16 protein-coding genes are annotated in these 18629 nt (G+C 47.9%); 12 read left to right on the plus strand and 4 right to left on the minus strand.

Annotation, left to right across the window (positions count from 1 at the left end):
* From ACOJS8_RS05145 to ACOJS8_RS05170, 6 genes are all read left to right on the plus strand, one after another.
* On the plus strand, positions 1-304 hold a 304-nt coding region (locus ACOJS8_RS05145; RefSeq protein WP_420147460.1), incomplete at its 5' end, for a ParA family protein.
* Positions 305-394: 90 nt separating this feature from the next.
* The gene (locus tag ACOJS8_RS05150; protein WP_420147461.1) at positions 395-1315 is read left to right on the plus strand and encodes a ParB/RepB/Spo0J family partition protein; all 921 of its coding nucleotides are present in this window, start codon (positions 395-397) and stop codon (positions 1313-1315) included.
* Positions 1316-1383: 68 nt separating this feature from the next.
* On the plus strand, positions 1384-2124 hold the full coding sequence (locus ACOJS8_RS05155; protein ID WP_420147462.1) for a DUF5683 domain-containing protein: 741 nt from the start codon (positions 1384-1386) through the stop codon (positions 2122-2124).
* Between the two features lie 80 nt (positions 2125-2204).
* Positions 2205-2942 carry a 4-hydroxy-tetrahydrodipicolinate reductase gene (dapB, locus tag ACOJS8_RS05160; protein ID WP_420147463.1) on the plus strand — a complete coding sequence of 246 codons (738 nt, stop codon included), beginning with the start codon at positions 2205-2207 and terminating at the stop codon, positions 2940-2942.
* A 128-nt stretch (positions 2943-3070) separates the two neighbouring features.
* Positions 3071-4243, plus strand: coding sequence for a signal peptidase I (gene lepB, locus ACOJS8_RS05165; RefSeq protein WP_420147464.1), 1173 nt, complete (start codon positions 3071-3073; stop codon positions 4241-4243).
* A gap of 131 nt (positions 4244-4374) precedes the next feature.
* The gene (locus ACOJS8_RS05170; protein WP_420147465.1) at positions 4375-5367 is read left to right on the plus strand and encodes an N-acetylmuramoyl-L-alanine amidase family protein; all 993 of its coding nucleotides are present in this window, start codon (positions 4375-4377) and stop codon (positions 5365-5367) included.
* A gap of 19 nt (positions 5368-5386) precedes the next feature.
* On the opposite strand, the gene ung is transcribed toward ACOJS8_RS05170, so the two are convergent.
* Positions 5387-6052 (minus strand): uracil-DNA glycosylase, encoded by a 666-nt coding sequence (gene ung, locus ACOJS8_RS05175; protein WP_420147466.1) that lies wholly within the window; start codon positions 6050-6052, stop codon positions 5387-5389.
* A gap of 143 nt (positions 6053-6195) precedes the next feature.
* Between ung and apaG the strand changes: the two genes are divergently transcribed.
* The 3 genes from apaG to ACOJS8_RS05190 all read left to right on the plus strand — a co-directional run bounded on the left by apaG (position 6196) and on the right by ACOJS8_RS05190 (position 8873).
* Positions 6196-6582: a Co2+/Mg2+ efflux protein ApaG gene (gene apaG / locus ACOJS8_RS05180; protein ID WP_420147467.1), complete on the plus strand. Its 387-nt coding sequence runs from the start codon at positions 6196-6198 to the stop codon at positions 6580-6582.
* An 83-nt stretch (positions 6583-6665) separates the two neighbouring features.
* Complete coding sequence (locus tag ACOJS8_RS05185; protein WP_420147468.1) at positions 6666-7445, plus strand: O-methyltransferase; 780 nt, start codon at positions 6666-6668, stop codon at positions 7443-7445.
* Positions 7446-7502: 57 nt separating this feature from the next.
* Complete coding sequence (locus ACOJS8_RS05190; RefSeq protein ID WP_420147469.1) at positions 7503-8873, plus strand: hypothetical protein; 1371 nt, start codon at positions 7503-7505, stop codon at positions 8871-8873.
* Positions 8874-8930: 57 nt separating this feature from the next.
* On the opposite strand, the gene ACOJS8_RS05195 is transcribed toward ACOJS8_RS05190, so the two are convergent.
* Complete coding sequence (locus ACOJS8_RS05195) at positions 8931-9611, minus strand: response regulator transcription factor (protein WP_420147470.1); 681 nt, start codon at positions 9609-9611, stop codon at positions 8931-8933.
* A gap of 23 nt (positions 9612-9634) precedes the next feature.
* A complete protein-coding gene (locus ACOJS8_RS05200; RefSeq protein WP_420147471.1) occupies positions 9635-11119 on the minus strand; it encodes a sensor histidine kinase in 1485 nt (494 codons plus the stop codon).
* A 121-nt stretch (positions 11120-11240) separates the two neighbouring features.
* Here ACOJS8_RS05200 and ACOJS8_RS05205 point away from each other — a divergent pair, with 121 nt between their 5' ends.
* From ACOJS8_RS05205 to ACOJS8_RS05215, 3 genes are all read left to right on the plus strand, one after another.
* Positions 11241-12035, plus strand: coding sequence for a GLPGLI family protein (locus ACOJS8_RS05205; protein ID WP_420147472.1), 795 nt, complete (start codon positions 11241-11243; stop codon positions 12033-12035).
* Positions 12036-12158: 123 nt separating this feature from the next.
* Entirely contained in the window at positions 12159-15026 is a 2868-nt protein-coding gene (locus ACOJS8_RS05210; RefSeq protein WP_420147473.1) for an outer membrane beta-barrel protein, read from the plus strand.
* 86 nt (positions 15027-15112) lie between these two features.
* Positions 15113-17536, plus strand: a complete 2424-nt coding sequence (locus ACOJS8_RS05215; RefSeq protein ID WP_420147474.1) for an ABC transporter permease — start codon at positions 15113-15115, stop codon at positions 17534-17536.
* Positions 17537-17661: 125 nt separating this feature from the next.
* Here ACOJS8_RS05215 and ACOJS8_RS05220 read toward each other — a convergent pair.
* On the minus strand, positions 17662-18629 hold a 968-nt coding region (locus ACOJS8_RS05220), incomplete at its 5' end, for an SGNH/GDSL hydrolase family protein (RefSeq protein WP_420147475.1).

Here is an 18629-nt window from a genome sequence, read left to right on the forward strand (position 1 = left end):
GCTGCTGAACACGATCAAAATCATTCAATCCCGGCTTAATACGCATCTGTCTATCGAAGGTATTTTGCTGACAATGTATGATCTACGGGTTCGGCTATCGAATCAGGTGGTTGGTGAGGTAACAAGCCATTTCCAGCAGATGGTTTTTAACACGATCATTCCACGCAACATCCGTCTGAGCGAATCTCCGAGTTTTGGCATTCCCGCTTTGGCGCAGGACGCTGACAGCAAGGGAGCCGTCAGTTATCTGAATCTGGCCCGCGAGATTCTAATTAAGAATGGCATGATGCCACATGAAGTTTAAAATATGTATGATGTAGGGAATATGATAGAAAAATGCGTCCTGGCATTTTTCTATCATATTCCCTACATCCTGTATCATACATCTTTACACATGGATAACGCAAACACCAAAGCGCCAAATAAGAAAATGATTGGGTTGGGCCGTGGCTTGGGCGCCTTGCTGCACGATAGCGAATCAGTCAATCGGCAGTCGAAGCCATCACCATTCGAATCGATCAGCACAATGACCGAGATCGGCGTGTCGTTGATCGAAGCCAACCCCTTTCAACCCCGGACCCGCTTTGATGAAGAAGCTCTTCAGGAATTAGCTGACTCAATCCGTACCCAGGGTATTATTCAACCCATTACGGTTCGTCAACTGGGTAAAGACCGCTACCAGCTCATTGCGGGTGAACGTCGTTTGCAGGCGTCAAAAATCGCCGGTCTCGCCAATGTTCCGGCTTATGTTCGAACTGCCAACGATCAGCAAATGCTGGAAATGGCTCTGATTGAGAACATTCAGCGTGAAAACCTCAATGCAATAGAAATCGCCCTGAGCTACCAGCGCCTTATTACTGAATGTAGCTTAAAGCAGGAAGAACTAGGAGAACGTGTTGGAAAAAACCGCACTACGGTTAACAACTACATTCGCTTGCTAAAACTGCCTCCCGTAATTCAGGCTTCTTTACGGGACAATAAGATTTCAATGGGGCACGCCCGGGCAATTATTAACATTGAAAACCCCGACACTCAGATTCGGCTGTTTACGAAAGTCGTTAACGAAGAATGGTCTGTACGGAAAGTTGAAGAAGCGGTTCGGAACCTTTCCGACGCAACGCAGGAATCGGCTTCGACCCGTCGTGTTACGTTACCCAAGCAGGAAATACGCAGTCTTCAATTCAAGTTATCGTCTCTTTTCGGTACCCGTGTATCAATCAAGGCTGACGAGAAACATAAAGGCGAAATCAAAATTCCGTTTACATCACAGGAAGAATTGACCAAAATTCTGGAGGTTCTCAACTCGCAGGCGTAATCGTGTTAAATTACCTTAAAAGGTTGAGTAAAAGGACAAAACACGGAGGCTACGGACGTTGTCTGTGCATGAAAGCCCCTTTAGCAGTATTTATCCTACTACTTATCTTACCAGGCTTACCGCTGTTTGCTCAGAAACCAGCCATTGTACCCGCTCCCACCCCGGCCGCCATCGACTCAACAAAGCTGGGACGTTCAGCCGCGGACACTATTCCCGCTTCGGTGCAACGTAATGGAATCAGAGTTGGTAATTCCGTACTGATCCCCGACGACTCGACCTTACTGGATAAGCCCGACACCGTTAGTGTATCGTCGAAACAGGAAACTAAAATTCATAAGATCGTTCCAAAAAAGGCCACCATCCGGTCATTGATAGTGCCGGGACTTGGTCAGATTTACAATCGGCAATACTGGAAATTACCTTTCATCTACGGAGGCTTGGCCGGGGCTGTTTTTGCTTTTCAGCTAAACCAGCGCAATTATCAGAAATTCGAAGCGGGTTATAGAGAAGCATATAATCAGCCCGAGGTCGATCCTATCTATCGGGTTAAGGTAGCTTATGTTGACGGTAGAAAGCTAAGTGTAACCCAGTTACAGCAGGCTAGTAACCAGTATCACCAATGGCGCGACTTAACGATTATTTTAACGGCAGCAGGCTGGGCATTAAACGCCGTTGAAGCTAACGTAGCAGCCCATATGAAAACATTCGATTTAACGGATGATATATCGATGAAAGTTCATCCGAATTTACTCCCAATGCCTGGCCCGGGTATTATACCAGGAGTTCGGATAGCTTTTACGTTTAAATAATTTTTCGAGGAGGCAAAACAAAGGCGTAAAATAGGATCATTTCCTTTCTACACTTTTTCCTCCCTTTTCTTCCTTTCGCTATGAACATTCTTCTTCTTGGCTACGGCAAAATGGGCAAAACCATTGAAAAAATTGCTTTAGAACGGAGCCATCAAATTGCGGGACGTATCGACGCTGATAACCAGGCCGATTTAGCCAATCTTGAGCCTGATGACGTGGACGTCGTTATTGAGTTTAGCTCACCAGAGTCGGCTGTCGAAAATCTTACGTATTGTCTGGACCGTGGCTGGCCAGTGGTATGCGGAACAACAGGCTGGTTAAGCCATCGTACGGACATCGAAACATTATGCCGTGATCGTAAAGGCGCGTTTTTCTACGCATCGAACTACAGCATTGGTGTGAATCTATTTTTTCGGTTAAATAAAGTGCTGGCCCAATTTATGCGAAACTATCCCTCTTATCAGGTTTCGATGACAGAAATTCATCATACCGAAAAGAAAGATGCGCCCAGTGGCACCGCCATTACGCTGGCTGAAGGTGTAATGGAACATTTGCCCAACAAACGGCGCTGGGTAAGCAGTGAAGCCGCGAATGATCCTGTCAATATGAGTGATGATGGTATTGCCATCGAGTCGTTACGTGAAGGAACTGTACCCGGTACGCATACAGTACGTTATGATTCTGACGTTGACCGGATTGAGATTACACATGTAGCGCACAGTCGGCAGGGGTTTGCGCTGGGCGCAGTAGTGGCTGCGGAGTGGCTTGTAGGGCGCGAGGGCGTGTTTGGAATGGACGACTTATTAGGCCAATCCTGAATTATGAAGGGTGAATGATTCTATAAAACCAATTCATCTTCGTAATTTCGTTACTCATTTTCATTGCCCAACCTTAACAATCCAAACGACATTCATCATTTATCATCTATAAATCATCATTTATCCTCGTGTCTGAAGTAAAAACCAGAGCCGAAACGCAACCGGCTAAAGCTAAAAAATCGGCCGTTCGCGAGTGGTTCGATTCTGTTTTGTTCGCGGTTGTAGCCGCTACGCTCATTCGATGGCTATTTATGGAAGCGTTCACAATTCCGACGCCTTCTATGGAAAACAGTCTGATGGTTGGCGACTTTCTGTTCGTGAGCAAGCTACATTACGGTACCCGCACTCCCCGAACCCCACTTCAGGTGCCGCTAACACACCAAAAAATCTGGGGAACTAATATTCCTTCGTATAGCACTGCGATTCAACTGCCTTCGTATCGGCTACCGGGGTTTACTCACGTGAAAAACGGCGATGTTGTTGTGTTTAACGTACCACCTAAATACCTCAACGATAACATTGACTACCCGGTCGACTTGAAAACCAATTACATTAAGCGATGCATTGGTATACCGGGCGACGTACTGGAAGTTCGGCAACGTGAGGTCATTGTCAACGGGAAACCCTTTCAGAAGCCTCCTCGCTCGGAGCAAAAGTATTTTGTCAAGACGACGGAGGTGTTAGACGAGAATTTCTTCCGTAAGTATGACATCGTCAATGATTACCGTGATCCGAGCCAGCCCACCGAAAACTGGAAACCGCTGGAACAGTACAACGACTCGACCAAAGCTTCGGCAATGGTTGGGTATATGGTTAATACAACGGAGGACGTAATCGCCAAATTTAAAGGGTTCGATTGGGTGAAAAGCGTCGAGCCGATGAGCGAAAAACCAGGCGAAGCCGATCCAAGAGTGTATGGAGCCCCAACCTTCAAGTGGAATCACGACAATTTTGGACCGATAACCGTTCCTAAAAAAGGCGTTACCATCCAAATTAATCCGCAAACTATTGCAGTCTATGGCCCTGTCGTAGAACTCTATGAAGGTAATGAGAATGTAAACGTATCGCCTAACGAAATTAAAATCGGAGGGCAGCGCATTACGTCGTACACTTTCAAGCAGGATTATTATTTCATGATGGGCGACAATCGCGACAACTCTCTCGACTCACGTTTCTGGGGCTTCGTTCCCGAAGATCACATTGTTGGCAAAGCCGTGTTTGTATGGATGTCGCTTGATCCTAATCCGGCAAACGTCTGGAACAAAATCCGCTGGAATCGCCTGTTCCGTACGATTGATTAAGGTAAAACCAGAGTATATAAGCTGTAAAACCCCAAATTTGGGCACACCTGTTGCCGCAAATTTGGGGTTTTGTCCTTAAACGTAATTTATGATCAATCTATCCGTTTTAAGTCAGATTTCCTTTTTTACTTATGAATCCCCTGCCAAAGTCGCCCCATACATTTACTGAACGTACCAAAGCCTTCCTGGTAATAATCCTGACTTTGTTTTTTATACAGGGCTCATACCAACTGACTTTGGCCAAAGACAAGAAAAATAATACCCGAATTAATCACGCTAAAAAACGGATAGTCGTAAACGTCAACAAGCGCACCCTTCCTTCGAAGATACATCTGGCTACCGGTAAAGTGGCAGCCACGAACACCACGAAATCTGAAAAAAGAGCGAGCGCCATATCTTCTATGTCACTTCTCGGATTCGGAAACGCGCGTGTGGCGGTTAAGGATCATCAGTTAAGAGGAACGGTTTATTACCTGGCTTCAGGGCATGGCGGACCCGATCCGGGCGCTATAGGCCACTATGGGAAACACCCTCTAGCCGAAGATGAGTATGCGTATGACGTAACGATCCGCTTAGCACGTGCGCTAAAAGAACACGGCGCAACGGTTTATATGATTGTTCGTGACCCGAACGATGGCATTCGGGACGATAAAATTCTCAAAGTCGACCACGATGAAGTGGCTTACCCCAATCAACGTATTCCTCTTAACCACACACAGCGCTTACGGCAGTGCACAGATGCAGTCAATAAACTCTATAGAAAACACAAGGGAGCGTATCAGCGGATGGTTACTATTCATGTTGATAGCCGGAGCGCAGGACAGACAATCGACGTATTTTTCTACCATCACGAGCGTAGTAAAGTGGGGCAGCGATTGGCCAAACACATTCATAAAAGCTTTCAGTCAGGCTACAAACGTAGTCAGCCAACACGTGCCTACTCTGGAACTGTATCGGATCGGAGCAGTCTATACGTAGTTAGAAACAGTCAGGCACCGACTGTTTTTATTGAACTGGGCAACATCCGTAACGAAAAGGATCAGCGCCGTTTTTTACTGGCTGACAACCGACAAGCTTTAGCTAACTGGATCTATACCGGTCTACAGAAAGACTACAGAAACTGAATAAACCTTCGGGTTGGCGCTACCAGTCGATTGGCGGTAATCCTTTACTTTCCAGGTAGGCATTGGCCTGGCTAAAATGTTTATTACCAAACCACCCACCCCATTGGGCAGCCATTGGCGAAGGATGCTTTGATTTTAGAACCAGATGCTTTTTCCCATCAATGATGGCCCCTTTCTTCTGCGCATAAGCGCCCCAAAGCATAAAAACAACGTTTTTCTTTTCGTCAGAAATTAACTTGACCACGGCATCCGTGAATGTCTCCCAGCCTTTACCCTGATGCGAACCGGCCTGCCCCGCCCGAACAGTCAACGTAGCGTTCAACAGCATTACACCCTGCCGGGCCCAGCGTTCGAGGTTGCCTGACTTGGGAACGGGCTTTCCCAGGTCGTCCTGAATTTCTTTAAAGATATTAACCAGCGAAGGCGGCTTTGTAATCCCATCAGCCACCGAAAACGCCAATCCATTCGCCTGACCTTCGCCGTGGTAAGGGTCCTGACCAAGAATCACGACGCGTGTGTCTTCGAAACTACACGTATTAAACGCATTGAATATTAACCGACCAGGCGGATAAACACGCTGGGTACTGTATTCATGTCGTAGAAAATCAGCTAATTCCGTAAAATATAGTTGACTAAACTCGGCTTGCAGACGAGTTTTCCACGATTCGGCGATGGATACATTCATGAATAAGGAACTGATAAGGGTGATTCAGCATTATAGGCCTACCAATGCAATCCATGCCTCTAAAAATTTTTTGAGAATGGCACTTGCGTAACAAAACTAATCAACTTAATTTTCGTTCTAAGGTTGCAAACGACACTAAATTTATGGTTTCGTCAGTCACAGAAGGCGTGAAGGTTAGCGTAAAGACAGAGTATCAATCCGATTACTCGAGTCCACTTCAGGCACACTACGTATTTACTTACCGGATCACAATCGAAAACGCCAGCGACTATACCATTCAGTTGCTTAGACGTCACTGGTTAATTTTTGATTCAAACGGCACGGTTCGTGAAGTCGAGGGTGAGGGCGTTGTGGGTCTGCAACCCGTATTGGAACCGGGCGAAGTACATGAATATGTATCAGGCTGTAACCTTCGGTCGAGTATCGGCAAAATGGCAGGTACGTACCTTATTGAGCGCATCATCGACGGAAAACAATTGCGCGTAACGATTCCGGAGTTTACGATGATTGTGCCCTATAAATTAAATTAATAACGAACCGCATGGGCCGGTCCGAATGTATAATGGTAAATGATCGACATTCATTATACACTGTTCATTAACCAGCATCTGTTTTGCTTCTCGCCTATTTTCGGTATTTAAGTCGTGCCCGCGACGAACATTCGCTTCATTCTCCTTTTCTTTTTTCGCTATACACTAAGGTTATCCAGGCGAATGGCAGCCCCAATCCGGTGTTTGCCCCTATTCAACGACTTCGTAAAGAACTTCGCAAAAACCGCCAGTTGATTACGGTAACTGATTTTGGGGCAGGGTCTAAAATAAATTCATCCCGGCAACGTAGTATTGGTGATATTGCCCGAAACTCACAAAAGCCTGCCCGATTTGGTCGGCTTCTGTTCCGGCTCGTTCAGCGATTTCAGGCCAAAACTGTTATCGATTTAGGCACTTCGCTTGGCATAACGACGGCTTATCTGGCTAAAGCCTCCCAACCCTTCGATGGCCGGGTTTTAACTTTTGAAGGGTGCCCAGAAACAGCAGCGATTGCGCTTCAGAATTTTGATCAGCTAGGCCTTCCGAACGTAACGATTGTTGTCGGGAATATAAATGAAACGCTGGAGCCACAACTCAGTACGCTTTCGTCTGTCGATTTCGCCTTTTTTGATGCTAATCATCGCTATGAGCCGACTGTTCGTTACTTCGAAACCTGCCTGACTAAAATTCATAATGATACGGTGTTTGTCTTCGATGATATTCACTGGTCGGATGAGATGGAACAGGCCTGGAACCACGTTAAAAGGCATTCAGCTGTGAGCGTAACGATCGATTTATTTTGGGTAGGCCTGGTCTTCTTTCGGAAAGAGCAGCCGAAGCAAGACTTTATCCTTCGGTTTTAACCAAACCAGCCTAAAAATACGTTATCTTTCAAAAGGATTCTTCGCTGCAAATAACCTATGAACTTCCTGATCTGTACGCGCTTAACGCTTGGTATTGGCGTATCAGCTCTGTTGCTAAATGTAGCATCCTGCACGAAGTCAGATAATGCTTCTCCTGATCCTGCGGACGCTATTTCTTCTTTTGATCAGATCCAGCAGCGAATTTTAACCCCATCTTGTGCTACGTCGGGCTGCCACTCGTCCGAAAACGATGCTTCATTTGCCCAACACGGCCTTGTTTTGGCAGCAGGAGTTGCCTATCAGAATCTGGTAGGGGTTGACCCTAAGAACAGCTCAGCGCTGGCCGATGGTCTCAAGCGGGTGAAACCTTTTGCTTCACTGGAAAGCCTGCTCTATCATAAACTGAACGTATCGGCCAGTCATCATAGCGGCAAACAATACGGGAATCCAATGCCACTGGGAAGTGCTTTGCTGCCTGATGGACAGATTGAGTTTGTACGGCGCTGGATTGAAGCCGGTGCACCAAAAACGGGCAGCGTTGCCGACACGACTTTACTGAATGATAAAAGCTCCACAGTCGTTCCGTACGAACCGCTGACCGCTCCCACAACCGGAACGGGCTTTCAGATGAGCGTTCCGACGTTTGATATCCAGCCTAATTTTGAGCGGGAAATCTTTATGCGAAAGCTGGTTGGTAATAATCAGGATATTTATGTGAACCGTTTTGAAACAAAAATGCGTAGTGGCAGTCATCATTTTGTAGCGTATGATTTTCGCAGCAAAACCATCCTGCCGAATCTGAACGATATTCGTGACCTTCGAAACTCCGATAATTCACTGAATTTAGCGACGGCACTCACAATGTCGAACCACGTTTACCTGGCAGGTTCACAGTCGCAGTATCAGGATTATACTTTTCCAGAAGGCGCAGCTCTGTTGATTCCAGCCGGTTCATCGCTCGATCTGAATTCCCACTTTGTAAACAAAACGGCCAGCGTTATGAAAGGGGAAGCGCAGATTAATTTATACACGGTCGATAAGTCGAAAGTGCAGCGGGTTATCCAGACACTCGACCTCGGCAACACCAGTCTGACTATTCCGGCAAATACCAGGAAAACATTTACGAAGTCGTTTACTTTCAATCAGGCTCGAACCGTTCTGACACTAACCTCGCACATGCACAAGCTGGGTGAGAAATTCGTCATAAAAATCTATGGTGGTAGCCGCGATGGCGAAGTTGTCTATACCTCAACCGATTGGGAACATCCCGATATTGTTACGTTAAAAACTCCGCTCGCCTTGCAAAAAGGCCAGGGGCTTACCTCGGAAATTACGTACAACAACACAACGAGCAAAACGGTCTATTTTGGTCTGACAAGTGAAGATGAAATGGGAATCATATTCGGCTACTATTACGAAACCCAATAGTCCTGAGTTATCAAGGCAAGTGAGCCAAGTCCAGCTATCTTTAGGTGATTCCAATCATCACACAATCAGCTTATAACCAATACCTCGCACGTTGATAATCTGAACCTGCGAGTCGGCGCTGAGATGACGGCGGAGTTTGGTAATGAATACGTCTAAGCTGCGCCCATTAAAAAAACTGTTGTCGCCCCAGAGTTCGATCAATACAGCGTTACGTTCCAGTACCTGATTCCGCTGCTCGTATAGTCGACGTAGCAACTCAGCCTCACGGTGCGACAGCAACGTCTCCTTTCCATCGACCGATAATTTCTGCTTGGACGCATCAAATTGATACCGACCGATACGTACCGAATCCGATGCGACAGATGGTATAGATGCTGCGTTACGCCGGAGAAGTGCGTTAATTCGTACAATTAGCTCATCCAGACTAAATGGTTTTTTAAGGTAGTCATTTCCACCCAGCTCAAAACCACGTACTACGTCGGCGGTTTGCGAACGGGCCGTCAAAAAAAGAATGGGTACGTCTGGATCAGTTTGACGAATCTGCTGAGCCACCGAAAAACCGTCCATATTTGGCATCATGACGTCGGCTACGACAATATCGGGGCGTTCCTGCCGAAAATGGGCCAAACCCAGGTCACCGTCCGGTGCGTAACGTACCGTAAAGCCACGCACTTCAAGGCTATCTTTTACAATCATCCCCAACGCTGGCTCGTCTTCAATCAGCAAAACAGTGGACATACACGTAGCAGATTGTTTCTATTTTATGAAAATGTAAGTAAAAACTCGCTTCCTTTTCCGGGCTCGCTACGTAACGAAACGTGTCCGCCGTGCCGCTCGACAACCTGACGAACGTAAGCGAGTCCTAATCCAAAGCCTTTTACGGGATGTAAATCACCCGTTGGTACCCGAAAGAATCGATCAAAAATGGCTGACTGATACGTTCTGGCTATACCAATTCCATCATCGGTTACCGACAGTTGCCAGCCGGGTTCGTTTCTTTGGAAGGACAGTTGAATCGTTACGCGCTCTTTGGAGTAGTTGATTGCGTTGTCAATCAGGTTGTTAAGTGCATTACTAAAATGGACGCGGTCAACGGTCACCGTTGTGGCGGCCGGAATATTGACGTGGAACGTAACGGGTTTGGTTGCCTTCAGCTGATGACTCGTTACCAGGTCAGTCACTACGTCATTCAGGTTTATTGATTCTGGATGGAGCACTAGTTCGCGTTTTTCTTCCACGGCCAGATTCAGCACTTTTTCGACCAGATCGGAAAGGCGTTGCAGGTTGTTTTGCGATATCGCCAGATACGTCTGTGTTTTCTGTGGGTCGTTCAAGGCACCAAAATGCTGCAAAGCCTCTACGGCGGCCGTAACGGTAGCAATGGGCGTTTTCAGTTCGTGGGTCATGTTGTTGATGAAATCGTTTTTCACCTCCGACAGCTTTTTCTGGCGCAGAATTGTACTCAGCATGAACAGAAAACTACCTGTCGTTAACAAAACCAAAAGTACCGATCCACCCAGCAACCACCCCATTCGACGTAGCAAATAGAACGTTGGCGTTTCAAAGGTTACCTGCGCAAACAGATTTCGAATCGGATTGATAGGTACAACCAACTTATTCATTACGATAGGTGCATCGTTCAGCTTTGAGGGCGCATCTGATTGACGAATTAATACATTTTTGGCAGGTTTCTGGGGCCGAACACTCACCGTATCCAGTTTGAACGCAGGACTTATTCCGCGCTGAATAAGCTCGGCCCGGTACGCATCTGACAATTTAGCCAGATTGATACGTGTCCCTTCGGCCCAGTTGAGCAGTAACATGGTCGAAATCCGGTGGGCAAGTGTATCGGGCGATTCGAGTAATGGTGTGTCTGTTCCTGGCGGTAGCCGCTGATAAAATTGATCAACGGCTACCGCACGACCCGTAGGTTTATGCGGTAGCTTTCTGTTTGATGGTGAGCCGGGTTGCCGTACAATAACTCGAATCTGCTCCCGATTGGTAGCCCCGTCAAACTGGCGAATAATCATTCGCATCGGCTCCTTATTACCCTGTTTGGCAAATAAGCGGTTAGCCTCGACCATCTGGCGATTCTGCAACACCGAAAACAGCGCATCCCGCATTGTCTGATTATACTGCTGGCTTTTAAGATGATACGTTGTCCAGAGCCAGTAGCCCTGAAACGCATTGATGCCGATGATGCATAGCGTCATCAGCCAGAATATCGAGCGAATGCGTCGGTTCATACACAAATCTACGTGGTCTGGGCGGGCTTCGGATAAGCCTTAACACTGTTTAACACTATGTAGCAGTACGTTACAAAACTCCACCGGACCTTTGGGCTGTTAAATCAAACCCGCATCTTTCATGAAAACACTCCTCTGTGCAGTTGTCAACTTCATAATTGTCTTTCTGGCAACGCGTCCAATCATCGCTCAAACGGCTTCTGCTACGTGGTCAGGTCAGATTACCTACGAAGGCGTTCGCAAAGTCGATCCCTCCCAAATGCGTATCGTCATTAACGGTGAGCAGGTTAAACCCGGCGATCCAAACTTCCCGGCTGATATTCCCGACACACGTATGTTTGGCCAGAAGACGCTCATTAACGGTACGTTTGCGAAAGAAAGCCGCGATGAGCCAAACGCCGTTGTTCGGGTAAGGGGCGACGGCGGCCCTCCTCAGACCAGAAACCTTCCGCGGCCATTTACTGAGCAGGTTTTTGTGGACCTGCAAAGCCAGACGAAAGTAACCTTGCTTACAGTCGGCAAAGATGCGGATACGAAAACGTACCAGGCCGAAGCCCCGATTCAGCGGGTAAATGGCTGGCAGCTAACCGACCAGACCAAAAAAATAGCCGGTTACACCTGCCGAAAAGCCACTGTACCGTACAAAAATGAAACCTACACGGTCTGGATAACCACCGAAATTCCTGTCACTTATTCGCCTATCCACGAGCTTACGCCCGAAATGGGTACCGTACTACTCATCGAAGGTAGTAAGGAGCAATTCAAGGCAACCAAAGTCGATACTACCTCCTCCGATGCGTCGGCGGTTAAACCGGGTGCACAGGCGCAGACCGTTACACCGGAACAATTAGCTGAGTTACGTCAGAAAGCTATCGCCGATTTCCAGCAACAACTTCAACTGAACGAGCGGAATTAGGCCGTATAGAGTAAAGGACCTGGGGCATAGGGTAATGGTTAGGAAACAATATCACCAAACTCAACCCTGCATTTCACTCCACCCTTTACCCGCTCCCCCTACTCCCATGCTCTCAGCAACTCCATGAAAGCGCTTTTCTTACTTTTCTGCCTTTGCCTGACAAATGGACTGTTTGCCCAACGTAACGTAACGAAATCCGAGATTCAGGGGGCGGTAGTTGACTCAGTTAGTAGCAAACCTCTGCGACAGGCGTCTGTCTCGTTGATGATGGCCCGCGATTCGAGCTACGTAACAGGCACGATCACTGACGCTGATGGCCAATTTCTAATACGTAACGTAGCACCGGGGAGCTATCGGATACTCGTTACATTCCTGGGTTATCGTAACGTATCTCAATCGGTCACGGTCAAGTCAGGAGCGTCATCAACTGGACTAGGTATTCTAAGGATGACCGAACAAAGTAATCAGCTTCAGGAAGTTGTGGTTCGGCAGGAAAGTGCGCCAGTTACCATAAAGCAGGATACGCTGGAATTCAATGCTGGCTCATTTAAGACACAACAGAATGCGGCTGTGGAGGAATTGCTTCGTAAACTACCAGGAATGGAAGTGAGCCGCGACGGTGCGATAAAAGCAAATGGGCAAACAGTCAATAAAGTACTGGTGGATGGAAAGCCATTTTTTGGCAATGATCCTAAAATGGCTACCCGGAATTTACCGGCTGATATTGTCGATAAAGTTCAACTCTACGATCAGTCGTCCGACCAGTCGCAGTTTTCGGGTATCGACGATGGCAACCGCGAACGTACCATTAACCTGACCCTCAAACGAGACAAACGGAAAGGTTATTTCGGGCAAAATTCACTAGGACTGGGTACGGCCCGCGATGGGGAAGCGAATCGGTACCAGGGCCGGTTGAACCTGAACCGCTTTAACAACCGTAGCGACGGTGATGCGGCAAACCGACCGGGCCGCCAGATTTCTCTGATTGGTCAGGCCAACAACCTCAACCAGCAAAATTTTACGTTGGGCGCTGGCCCAGCTCAGGGTCCGGTCTTTGTAGGAGGGCAAGAGAGTGCAGGGCCTCCCGGTAGCCAAACACCAACGAATGTTATTGACGTACGCGCTGGTGGATTGAATTACCGTATCGACGGGCCGCGCGACAAACTGGGAAAACGGGTTGACATCGCAAGCAGTTATTTCCTGAATCAGGCCATTACAACCACTGACCAACAGAGCCGGCGCACCAGCATTTTGCCCGATCGATCGCTCACGTCCGATCAGCAGAATTATTCGCAGAACAAGCAGTTGACCCATCGGTTTAACGTGCGGCTCGACTGGCAACTCGATTCGATGACCAGCCTTCGGCTAACGCCCAGCCTGTCGTGGCAAACTACGGATTACACCAGTCGGTTCACAAGCCGCGCTACGTTACCCGGTCTGGAGGGACCCGGTCTGGAGGGACCCGGTCTGGAGGGACCCGGTCTGGAGGGACCCGGCGTATTAGGGCAGGCGAATCAATTGGTCAATACCGGCAAAACGACTTACGGGTCGACAGGCAACGGGATTAATGGCTACAACAACCTACTGCTCATGCGCAAATTCCGGCGCGAAGGACGCACACTATCATTCAACCTGAATACGGTTTTGGCCGATGGCGAAACGAAGGCGTTGAATCAATCAACCAATACGTTTTACGATTCTACAGGGGCGAACCCCATTTCAAACCTGTTGGATCAACGAAATCGACAAACGGCGAAGAATCTGCAAAATACGTTTACGTTATCGTTTACCGAACCGCTGTCGTTTACCCAAAAACTGGCGTTGCGATACGCGTACTCGACCAATAGCAACCAAGCTGACCGACTGGTTACCGACCGAAATGAAGCAACCGGAATTTACGACCGAATCAACCTCCCGTTCACGAATCAATTTGCCAGCAAATTCGCTAATCATCGGGCGGGTGCTACGTTTCAGACGCAACGCCTACGCTATAAATTTGCCCTTGGAGCAGACGTACAGCAATCGCAGTTACATCTCGACAATCGGTCGGTGGATACGCTTCAGCGTCGACAATATTTCCACTTGCTGCCAAATGCCCTGTTCTCTTATACATTATCCGGAAATCGAAACCTGCGGCTGCAATACCGAACCCGCCTAAGTCCGCCCTCCCTGACTCAATTGCAACCGGTTATCGATAATACGAACCCGCTCAATATTCAGGTTGGGAATCCACAACTCGCACCAGAATTTTACAATACGGTTGTTATGTCTTATAATGGATCGACCGGGCTTGGCACGAAAAGCTTTTCTCTGTTTGCCAGCCTGAATCAGAGTCACAACCGAATTGCTACGTCAACAAGGATCAGTCCATCGGGTATACAAACTACGCAGCCTGTCAACGCAGGTGGTTTTTGGTCGGCAAACGGGTCGATGAACATCGGGCGAGCGCTGCAACCCTCGAAGCTGGGGCTTACATTTTCCACCAACGTAGCACTGAGTCGAGCGATTAGTTTCATAAACGACCAAACAAACGTAACCCGAAATACCAGCATCGGGCAGGGTCTGCGGTTGCAATCTAATTTCAACAATACGCTGGAATACGGCATCAGCGGCAACGTAACGTATCAGATGGCTTCGTACTCGTTGCTGCCGAAACAGAATACGGCTTTCTGGTCGCAATACGCTACGGCCGACTTATTCTGGAAGCTTCCCTTACGTTTTGTAGTTACCAGCGACGTAACGTACATAGCTACAACCGGACGAACTGACGGTTATAATCAGCGATTTACGCTCTGGAACGTAGCGCTGTCCAGGCAGTTTTTTAAGGGCGATACGGGCGAATTACGGCTGCAGGTTTTCGACGTATTGAATCAGAATCGCAGCCTGGTACGTAACACGACCGATACGTACATCGAAGACGTTCAAAGTCGGATATTACGTAGGTATCTGCTCGTGAGCTTTGTCTATAACCTGCGGAAATTTGGTGTGTGAGTAGCAGGGATTGCGCGCAATGCAAAACCGTAAATCAATTAAAATTTATGATGAGCCAAATTTTGTAACCTTTAATCAATTCGATCATGATCGGAAGCTACATCAAAACAGCAAAGCGTAACCTCCTGCATAATAAGCTGTTCTCATCCATTAATATTGTTGGCCTTGCCATCAGTATGTCCGTCGGATTACTACTGATCGCCTTTCTACTCGACCTGCGTTCGTACGACAGGTTCCACGAGCATGGGGACAGCATCTATCGTATCACTAACGTAGCAACGTTCAATGGTGAACAGGCGGGCAAATTTGCAACCACATCCATAAAGACCGGAAAGCTTATTCGGGCGAACGTACCTGGCATTGAGGGCGTAGCGATTATGCGTAACGATTTTTCGCAGGATGCGAAGGTTGGCGACGACATTGTCCCGGTAAAAGGCTTCTGGGCAGAACCGTCGCTATTCCGAATTTTTACATTTCCGATGCTGGAAGGCAATCCCAAAACGGCGCTGAAAGATCCTTACTCAATCGTTCTGACGGAAACCACTGCAAGGAAACTCTTCGGCAGCAACCATGCACTTGGGAAGGTAATTACCTTTGATACGGTGGCTTATCAGGTGACCGGTGTCCTGAAAGACGTCCCTTTCTTCTCGCACCTCCGTTTTGAAGCGTTGGTATCGCTGTCGACGGCGGAGCAGCTCAACAAAAACGACAAGAACTTCGAGAAATGGACAAACATGTCGTCGAACTTCGTGTACCTCCGGTTGCCAGCGAATACCGACGTAGCGTCTATTCAATCGCAGCTCGACGCCATTGCCCGGCAGGAAAATCTCGCCGAAGAGAACACGAAAATCCGTCTTGAGCTGCTGCCTTTATACAAGATCGTAGTCGGTGAAGGGTTTCGCCCCTCGGAGGGTGGGCCTGGGTCTGTGGGGCCTCACATGTCGCCCCGGATACTTTGGATACTCGGCGGGCTTGCTCTCATTGTAATCCTGTCGGCATGTTTCAACTATACCAATCTTTCGATGGCACGAGCCATACGTCGCTTTAAGGAAATCGGTGTTCGCAAAGCGATCGGCGCCGAAAAGGGTCAGATACGGCAACAATTTCTGGCGGAGTCAATTATGATTTCCTTATTGGCCCTTGTCCTCTCCTTCCTGATCTTTCTGGTACTACGGCCCTTTCTAATCAATCTGGCTCCGGAGATGCAGCAAACGGTAAAACTTGAGCTTACCGCATCGATGGTCGTGGTCTTTATCGTCTTTTCGGTCACTATTGGGATTATTGCCGGGTTCATGCCTGCCCTGTTCTTTTCGAAAGTCAGTGCAATCAGTGCCCTCAGGAATGTTACGGCTGTAAACGTATTTAAACACCTGACACTCAGACGCGCTCTGGTGGTGGTTCAGTATACGCTCACCCTGATTTTTATCACAACAACCGCCATTGGCTATGTGCAGTACAAAAACATACTGGCATTTGATCTGGGATTTAACACCGAAAACATCCTGAATATCAATACGCAGGGCAATAAGCCAGATGCGTTGCTCAAGAAACTGAGCGAAATGCCCGAAGTGACCGCCCTTTCCCGATCGCTAATCGTCACCAGCGTTGGGAACGCCTGGGGCGGTTATATGAAATACAACGATTCGCGCGATTCAGTACTCGTCATGACCAACCACGTTGACGAAAATTACCTGGCTGTGCATCAATACAAGCTCATCGCCGGAGGAAACTTTGTCGGGCGACCAACTACGGCTAAAGCCGCGACAGAAGTAATTGTTAATCAGCAAGTTTTAAAACGATTTAATATCGCCAACAACGACCCCCAGAAAGCCGTCGGGAAAGAAATTACATTCAGCAACTTTGGCGGAACACGTAAAATGACCATTGTTGGCGTCATGAAAGATTTTCACTATGGCAAGGTCGACAACCTGATAGGACCGGTGGCATTCATGCACTGGACGCCAGAGGACAGAACTATCATTAATGCCAAAATACAAAGTCCTGACATGCTGGCAACCAGAGCCAAGATCGAGTCGGCCTGGAAGGAAACCGACCGAGTTCATCCCTTCCAGGCAGAATTCTACAACGAAGCCATCGAAGAGGCCTACAGCGAATTTTCCACCTTAATCAAAATCATTGGATTCCTTTCATTCCTCGCCATTTCGATCGCATCAATGGGATTGTTTGGCATGGTAGCTTATACAACCGAAACCCGACTGAAGGAAATCAGCATTCGCAAAGTGATGGGCGCAAGCTCAGGTAACCTGATCTACCTATTAAGCCGTGGTTTTCTTGTACAGCTATCGATAGCGGCACTCATTGCGCTGCCCGTAACGTATCTATTCTTCGAAAAAATAGTGCTCACCCGATTTCCGTACCACACCCCAGTACAGATCGCCGAATTGGTCATCGGCTTGCTGGCAGTATGGCTGATTGCCCTCATTATGATCGGGTCGCAGACGATGAAGGCCGCCAAGAGCAATCCAGTAGAAACCCTGAAGAATGAATAGAAATTACCATTTACCGTGAAGTGCCGATAAAAATTTGATGACCTAGAAAACGAAAAAACGGCAACACCGGGAAGTTTCAACTTTTCGGTGTTTTGCATAGCTTGATCAATACGTATTCGTAAGTATTACTGAATTTTTCGCCAAATCATGTCAGCAATGTACCGCATGCCGGTATCGTTTGGATGGGCCGCAACACCCGGATTTGCATATTGGCTGGCAAAGCATTGTGCCTGCCCAACCATACTGCCCAAGTCAACCAGCGTACATCCTCTTTCGGGCGTCACCTTTCGTACAACAGCATCGAAGTTTGGTTTATACCAGACACTGGTCGTGCAAATGATTCGAACCGACTGATCGTAGCTGACCAATCGATCCAGTAATTGCCGGAAATGCAGTTCAAAATTACGGTTCAACACCTGTCCGTCGTCCACATTTTCGCCCAGCCGGACAATGATCAGGTCGGGTTTAAACTCCTGCATTGCCCGGTTAAATTCATCGACGGAATAATTGGGCGTACCAAATTTCTGTTCCAGTCCTGTACCCGCTTGCAATCGCATCGTCATAGCTGGATAAATCTGCTGAAAGTATCCAGTCAATAGATGAACAAAATCCTTTTCAGGCGCTGACGCGGCCATACCATTGTGATTGTACCAGCCAAGTTCGGGAGCGGGTCCATGACTCATAATGCTGTTTCCGATGATGAGCATACGCTTAAAATAAATGCTAAACGTAGCTTCCCGATTCCGGGACAATCGTGTTCCGGCACGAATACGCGTCAGGATTTTTCCACCTTTTGTGAGCGTAAACTGCGAGCCCGTCTGCCAGGTTTCGCCATTATCAGCAGAGTATTCGATAAGGGCCTGAGGTGGCAATGAATCAGCCGTTAATTTTACGTTGGTACTCATGTAAAACGATCCCCCATCGGGTGAAAAGCGCGGAGGTTGTACACGTAACGTATCAGCTTGATTAGGCTGCGTAGGCGATGCCGTAGTTGACGAACCGGGAGTTACTATGGTTGACGATCCTCCAGGGGTTGGACATGGACAATTTTGACCAACCGTATCAGGCTTGGCAGGTATAGTCGGTGGTGGCG

This window comes from Spirosoma sp., assembly GCF_048594605.1.
Taxonomy (GTDB): Bacteria; Bacteroidota; Bacteroidia; order Cytophagales; family Spirosomataceae; genus Spirosoma.